A 5,059-nucleotide genomic window follows, 5' to 3' on the forward strand; every position below is an offset into this window, starting at 1 on the left:
CGGCGACGCCCCCCCCGCCGCCGGCGAGGGCGGGGGCGCCGTGGGCGCGGGCGAGCGCGGCGGGGAGGGGGCGCCCGGCGGCGGGGTGCAGGCGGGGCCGCTTCCACGCGGCGGTGAGCGCGGCGAAGGAGGCGGCGACCGCGATGCCCCCGCCGGCGATGGCGGCGACGGCGTCCAGCGGCAGGTCGGTGCGTCCGCCGAGTCCGTGCGCGAGGACGGGACCGTGCGCGAGGACGGGCCCCGCGGCGAGCGCGTGTCCGGGCACGCTCAGCCGACCCGCAGTTCGAGGACGCGGGTGCCGGAGCGGTGCAGTTCGGCCTCGAACACGCCGGGGGTGTCGGCGGTGAACCGCAGGACGGCGGGGCGCCCGGGGGTGATCGTCAGTTCGCGGTCGTAGCCGTGCAGGTGGAACTCCTCGGCGGTGTCGCCGGTGACGGTGATCTCGACGATGGCGCCGCGCGGGACCTTCACGCGGTGGTGCGGGGTGCGGGGCTCGCCGCCGGTGACGGTCACCGCGACGCGCACGACCCGCGGCGCGGTCCCGGTGGGCGCGGCCGGCGTCCCGGTCGCGGCGGGCGCGGACGCGGCGGGCGGTGCCGGCGGGGCGGCGGTGTCGGGGGCGGCGGGCTCTCCGCATCCGGCGGCCGCCGCCAGTGCCGCGGCGGCGGCCGTTCCCGCGATGGTCCGCAGCCTCATGGCGCTCCTCTCGTCCCGGTGTCGCACACCACAGATTGTGACACTAGGCAATGACACATTCAAAGATGGCATACTCCGTCGCGGAAGGCGGTGTTCGCCCCCTTCCGTTCTGGTTCCTGCGGCGAGGGAGCACCGGTGGTGGAGCACATGACGGGCACGGGGGCGGGCGCCGCGGCGGCGGCGCTGCGGCTGGCCGCGGCGGCACCGGCGAAACCGGCCGGCGGCGCGGCACTGGACCAGATCGTCATCGCCTCCACCGGCGCCGCCGCGCTGACGGCGGTGCTGCTGGTGCTCGGCTGGGGGCACCGCACCGGCCGCGTCACCGCGCTGGCCCGGCTCGCGCGGCTGGCCGAGCGGGGCCCCGGCCGCGGCATGCCGGGCTGGGCGGCGCTGCCGCTGCAGGTCGCGCTGCTGTCGCTGCTCGTCGCGCTCCTCGGCATGTACTGGGACATCTCCCTGCACATCTCCCACGGTCGCGACGAGGGGCCGCTGGCCAACGCCGCGCACTACCCGATCCTGGTCGGGCTGTTCGGCATCTTCACCTCCGGCGTCCTGGCGGTCGTGCTGCCCAAGGGGGCGCGGCCCGGCGCAGCGTCGGTGCGGATCACCCGGGACTGGTACGCGCCCGCCGGCGGCGTCCTGCTGGCCGGCGCCGGGTTCTACGCGCTGCTCGGCTTCCCCCTCGACGACGTGTGGCACCGCATCTTCGGGCAGGACGTCACGCTGTGGGGCCCGACCCACCTGATGCTGATCGGCGGGGCCGGGCTGTCGCTGGTGGCGATGATGATCCTGGAGCGGGAGGGCCGCCGCGCCCTCCCCGACGCCGCCGGCCCGCCCGGCTGGGTCCGCTACGCGCGCCGCTGCATGCTCGGCGGCGGGCTGCTGATCGGGCTGTCGGTGTTCCAGGCCGAGTACGACTTCGGGGTGCCGCAGTTCCGGCTCGTCCACCAGCCGCTGCTGATCGCGCTGGCGGCGGGCTGCGCGCTGGTCGCGGTGCGGCTGTGGGCCGGGCGCGGCGCCGCCGTCCTGGCCGTCGCGTTCTACATGCTGGTGCGGGGCGGGGTGTCGGTCGTGGTCGCCGGGGTGATCGGCGAGCTGTGGGCGGCGGTGCCGCTGTACGTCGCCGAGGCGCTGTGCGTGGAGGCCGCGGCGCTGCTGCTGGCCCGGCGGCCGCTGGCGGCGGGCGCGGTGTCGGGGCTGCTGATCGGCACGGCCGGGTTCGGCGCCGAGTACGCCTACGGGCAGGCGGCGTTCCGGCTGCCGTGGACGCCCGACGTCCTGGCCGAGGGCATGCTGATGGCGGTCGTCGGCGGTGTCGCGGGCGGACTGTGCGGGGCACTGCTGGCCGAGGGCCTGGCGGGCCGGTCCCCGCGCCCGGCGGTGGCGCGCGGGCTGTTCGCCGGCGCGATCCTGGCGGTGTCGGCGGCGGTCGCCAACGGCCTGGTCGTCGACGTCCCCGCCGGACGGACCGCCACCGTCACCCTCACCGGCGTCCGCGGCGACGCCGCGCACCGCACCGCCTCGGCCCGCGTGGAGTTCTCCCCCGCCGACGCGGTCGACGGGCCCGCGTGGGTGACGGTGACCGGCTGGCAGGGCAAGGGCCTGCACGTCGACCGCCTGGTCCGCGAACGCGACGGCGTCTACCGGACGAGCGCGCCGATGCCGCTGCACGGCGACTGGAAGACCCTGATCCGGGTGCACGACGGCCGGACCCTGGCGGGCGTCCCGGTCTACCTGCCCGCCGACCCGGCGATCGGCGCGGCGGCGCTGCCCGCCCCGGCGGAGTTCACCCGGGACGTGCGGGGCGAGCGGTCGATCCTGCAGCGGGAGCTGAAGACCGACGTGCCGGGGTGGCTGTGGGCGCTGTGCTCGGCGGTGGTGCTGGCGTGCACGCTGGCGCTGGTCCTGGCGCTCGGCTGGGGCGTCGCGCGGATCGCCCGCCTGCTGCCCGCGGAGCGGGGCGCGTGAGCGCCGCCGGCGGGGTCCTGGCGGCCCACCCGCTCATCACGGCGGTGCCGTTCTTCGTGCCGACGTTCATCGTCGTCGCGGTGATCGCCGTCGTGGTCTGGCGCGACCGCCGCCGCACCGACGACGAGGACACCGGCAACAACGAAGACACCGCCAGGGACGGGGACGGGGCGGGCGGCGCGCCGCCGGAACCGTAGACTCGGCGGTCATGAACGAGCGGACCTCCCCTGCCGGGTACCTGTCGGAGCTGTTCTCGCTGGAGGGCCGGGTCGCGGTGGTGACCGGCGGCAGCTCCGGGATCGGCCGGGCGATCGCGGTGGCGCTGGCCCGGTCGGGCGCGTCGGTCGTGGTGGTCGCGCGGCGGGAGGCCGAGCTGGCCGCGACGGTCGCCGAACTCGAGGGCCACGGGTGCGAGGCGGCGTCGGTCAGCGCCGACCTGGCCTCGCGGGACGCGGTCGCCGAGGCCGCCGACGCGGCCGCGGCCGCGTTCGGCGAGCCCGACATCCTGGTCAGCGCGGCGGCGGTGAACCTGCGCCCGCCGATGGACGAGCTCGGCGCGGACGTGTGGGACGCCACGATGGCGGTGAACCTGGACGCGCCGTTCCTGCTCGGGCAGCGGTTCGGGCCGGGGATGGCCGAGCGCGGCTTCGGGCGGCTGATCCACATCGCCTCGCAGCAGGCGTTCCGCGCATCGGTGACCAGCGGCGCCTACGGGGTGTCCAAGGCGGGCGTGGTGGCGCTGGCGCGGTCGCAGGCCGAGGCGTGGTCGGGCCGCGGCGTCACCGCCAACGCCCTGGTCCCGGGGTTCGTGATGACGCCGCTGAACGCGCGGCTGTCGGCCGACCCGGTGAAGGTCAAGGCGCTCGCCGAGCGCACCATGACCGGCCGCAACGGCCTGGCGGAGGACTTCGCGGGCGCGGCGGTGTTCCTGGCGTCGGCGTCGTCCGGCTACGTCACCGGCCAGTCGATCTTCGTCGACGGCGGCTTCTCCGCCCACTGACCCCCTAGCGGTCCCGCCGGTCCCACAGGCCGGTGGCGTCGACGGCGGCGGCCGGGTCGGCGGCGTGCACGATCCCGCCGGCGGGCCGCCCGTCCTCGTCGTGGACGCGCCACCCGCCGAGCTGCACGACGGGGACCCGTCCCGCGCGCATGGCCAGCGCGATCTCCGACAGCGTCCCCCAGGACCCGCCGACGGCGATGACCGCGTCGGCGGCGTTGACGACGAGGTTGTTGCGGGCCTGCCCGAGGCCGGTGGGGACGGCGACGGTGAGGTCGGGCCCGGCGGCGGCGCGGTCGGCGGCCGGCAGCACCCCGACGGTGATCCCGCCGCCGGCGCGGGCCCCGGCCGCGGCGGCGGCCATCACCCCGCCGAGCCCGCCGCACACCACGACCGCGCCGCGCACGGCCAGCAGACGCCCGGTCTCGTACGCCAGGTCCCATTCGCGTTCGGTGCACTCGCCGGGCCCGCACACCGCGACCTGCACGGCCATCGCGCGACTACTCCGCGCCGTGCCGGGCGGCGATCTCGTCGATGACGGCGGCGAGGTCGAAGTCCTTGCCGGTGATGCCGCCGGCGCTGTGCGTGGACAGCGTGAACGTCAGCGTCCGCCAGCGGATGTCGATGTCGGGGTGGTGGTCGGCGTCCTCGGCGGCGCGGGCGACGTCGGCGACGATGTCGATCCCCGCCAGGAACGCGGGCGCCCGCACGCGCCTGCGGATCGCGTCGCCGTCGCGCTGCCAGGCGGGCAGGCCGCGCAGGCGTTCCGCGACGGCGGTGTCGTCGAGCGTGTCGGCCATCGGCCCTCTCCTCTGCCTCACCGGCGCTGTCCCACCGGCGCCGCCTCGCCGGGCGCCGGTGCCGTTCCCCCTTCCCACTACATCACGCCGGTCACCCGCCGCCGAGGTCGTACAGGACGGTGCCGCCGACGGTGGTGGCGGTGTAGTTCGCGGCGACCCACGCGCTGATCTTCTGGGCGGCGTCGCTGCCGCTCTGAGCGCGCATGGCGGGGCCGCCGCCGCGTCCGGTCCCGATGAAGTAGTGGATCCGGCCCTGCCGGACCAGGCTCTGGAACCCGGCGAGGGTGGGGGCGGGGTCGGTGCCGTTGAACCCGCCGACGGCCATCACCGGCTCACCGGTGGCGAGCTGGTACCCGGCGGCGGTGTTGGACCCGACGGCGGCGGCGGCCCAGGTGTAGGAGCCGGCGTCGCGTTTGAGCGCGGACACGGCGGCGGCCCCGGGGGCGGCGGCGTCCAGCAGCCCTCCCGGCCCCCCGCCGCCGCCCGGCGCACCGGGCCGTGCGTCGGGGCGCAGCCCGTGGTGCCGCATGTCCTCGGTGTAGCTGACGAGCTGGAGCTCCTGCGCGACTTTCGGCTTGGCGACGAAGGTGCCCTTGCC

Annotated in this window: 6 protein-coding genes and 2 pseudogenes; 3 read left to right on the plus strand and 5 right to left on the minus strand. The window is 77.1% G+C overall.

The window, feature by feature from the left end; all coding sequences use genetic code 11:
* Both AB0K34_RS45920 and AB0K34_RS45925 read right to left on the minus strand, forming a co-directional pair.
* Positions 1-265 (minus strand): annotated as a pseudogene (locus tag AB0K34_RS45920) (hypothetical protein); the annotation flags it as partial.
* Between the two features lie 2 nt (positions 266-267).
* Complete coding sequence (locus AB0K34_RS45925) at positions 268-696, minus strand: hypothetical protein (RefSeq protein ID WP_301177379.1); 429 nt, start codon at positions 694-696, stop codon at positions 268-270.
* Positions 697-843: 147 nt separating this feature from the next.
* Here AB0K34_RS45925 and AB0K34_RS45930 point away from each other — a divergent pair, with 147 nt between their 5' ends.
* The 3 genes from AB0K34_RS45930 to AB0K34_RS45940 are packed head-to-tail and all read left to right on the plus strand — an operon-like array spanning position 844 to position 3,664.
* Positions 844-2,664: a hypothetical protein gene (locus AB0K34_RS45930; RefSeq protein ID WP_301177378.1), complete on the plus strand. Its 1,821-nt coding sequence runs from the start codon at positions 844-846 to the stop codon at positions 2,662-2,664.
* Entirely contained in the window at positions 2,661-2,861 is a 201-nt protein-coding gene (locus AB0K34_RS45935) for a hypothetical protein (RefSeq protein WP_301177377.1), read from the plus strand. Before AB0K34_RS45930 ends, AB0K34_RS45935 begins: the two co-directional genes overlap by 4 nt.
* Before the next feature lie 11 nt (positions 2,862-2,872).
* The gene (locus tag AB0K34_RS45940; protein ID WP_301177376.1) at positions 2,873-3,664 is read left to right on the plus strand and encodes an SDR family oxidoreductase; all 792 of its coding nucleotides are present in this window, start codon (positions 2,873-2,875) and stop codon (positions 3,662-3,664) included.
* A gap of 4 nt (positions 3,665-3,668) precedes the next feature.
* Here the strand turns inward: AB0K34_RS45940 and AB0K34_RS45945 are convergent, their stop codons facing one another.
* The 3 genes and pseudogenes from AB0K34_RS45945 to AB0K34_RS45955 form a co-directional block, all read right to left on the minus strand.
* Positions 3,669-4,154, minus strand: a complete 486-nt coding sequence (locus AB0K34_RS45945; protein WP_301177375.1) for a TIGR00725 family protein — start codon at positions 4,152-4,154, stop codon at positions 3,669-3,671.
* A 7-nt stretch (positions 4,155-4,161) separates the two neighbouring features.
* Positions 4,162-4,461 (minus strand): 4a-hydroxytetrahydrobiopterin dehydratase, encoded by a 300-nt coding sequence (locus tag AB0K34_RS45950; protein ID WP_301177374.1) that lies wholly within the window; start codon positions 4,459-4,461, stop codon positions 4,162-4,164.
* Positions 4,462-4,552: 91 nt separating this feature from the next.
* Positions 4,553-5,059, minus strand: a pseudogene (locus AB0K34_RS45955) (hypothetical protein); the annotation flags it as partial.

This window comes from Actinomadura sp. NPDC049382, from assembly GCF_040677125.1.
Classification (GTDB): domain Bacteria; phylum Actinomycetota; class Actinomycetes; order Streptosporangiales; family Streptosporangiaceae; genus Spirillospora; species Spirillospora geliboluensis.

Excerpts from the sequence above, each read along its gene's own strand:
- AB0K34_RS45925 (WP_301177379.1), bottom strand. The coding sequence starts at position 696 with ATGAGGCTGCGGACCATCGCGGGAACGGCCGCCGCCGCGGCACTGGCG.
- AB0K34_RS45930 (WP_301177378.1), top strand. The coding sequence starts at position 844 with ATGACGGGCACGGGGGCGGGCGCCGCGGCGGCGGCGCTGCGGCTGGCC.
- AB0K34_RS45940 (WP_301177376.1), top strand. The coding sequence starts at position 2,873 with ATGAACGAGCGGACCTCCCCTGCCGGGTACCTGTCGGAGCTGTTCTCG.
- AB0K34_RS45945 (WP_301177375.1), bottom strand. The coding sequence starts at position 4,154 with ATGGCCGTGCAGGTCGCGGTGTGCGGGCCCGGCGAGTGCACCGAACGC.
- AB0K34_RS45950 (WP_301177374.1), bottom strand. The coding sequence starts at position 4,461 with ATGGCCGACACGCTCGACGACACCGCCGTCGCGGAACGCCTGCGCGGC.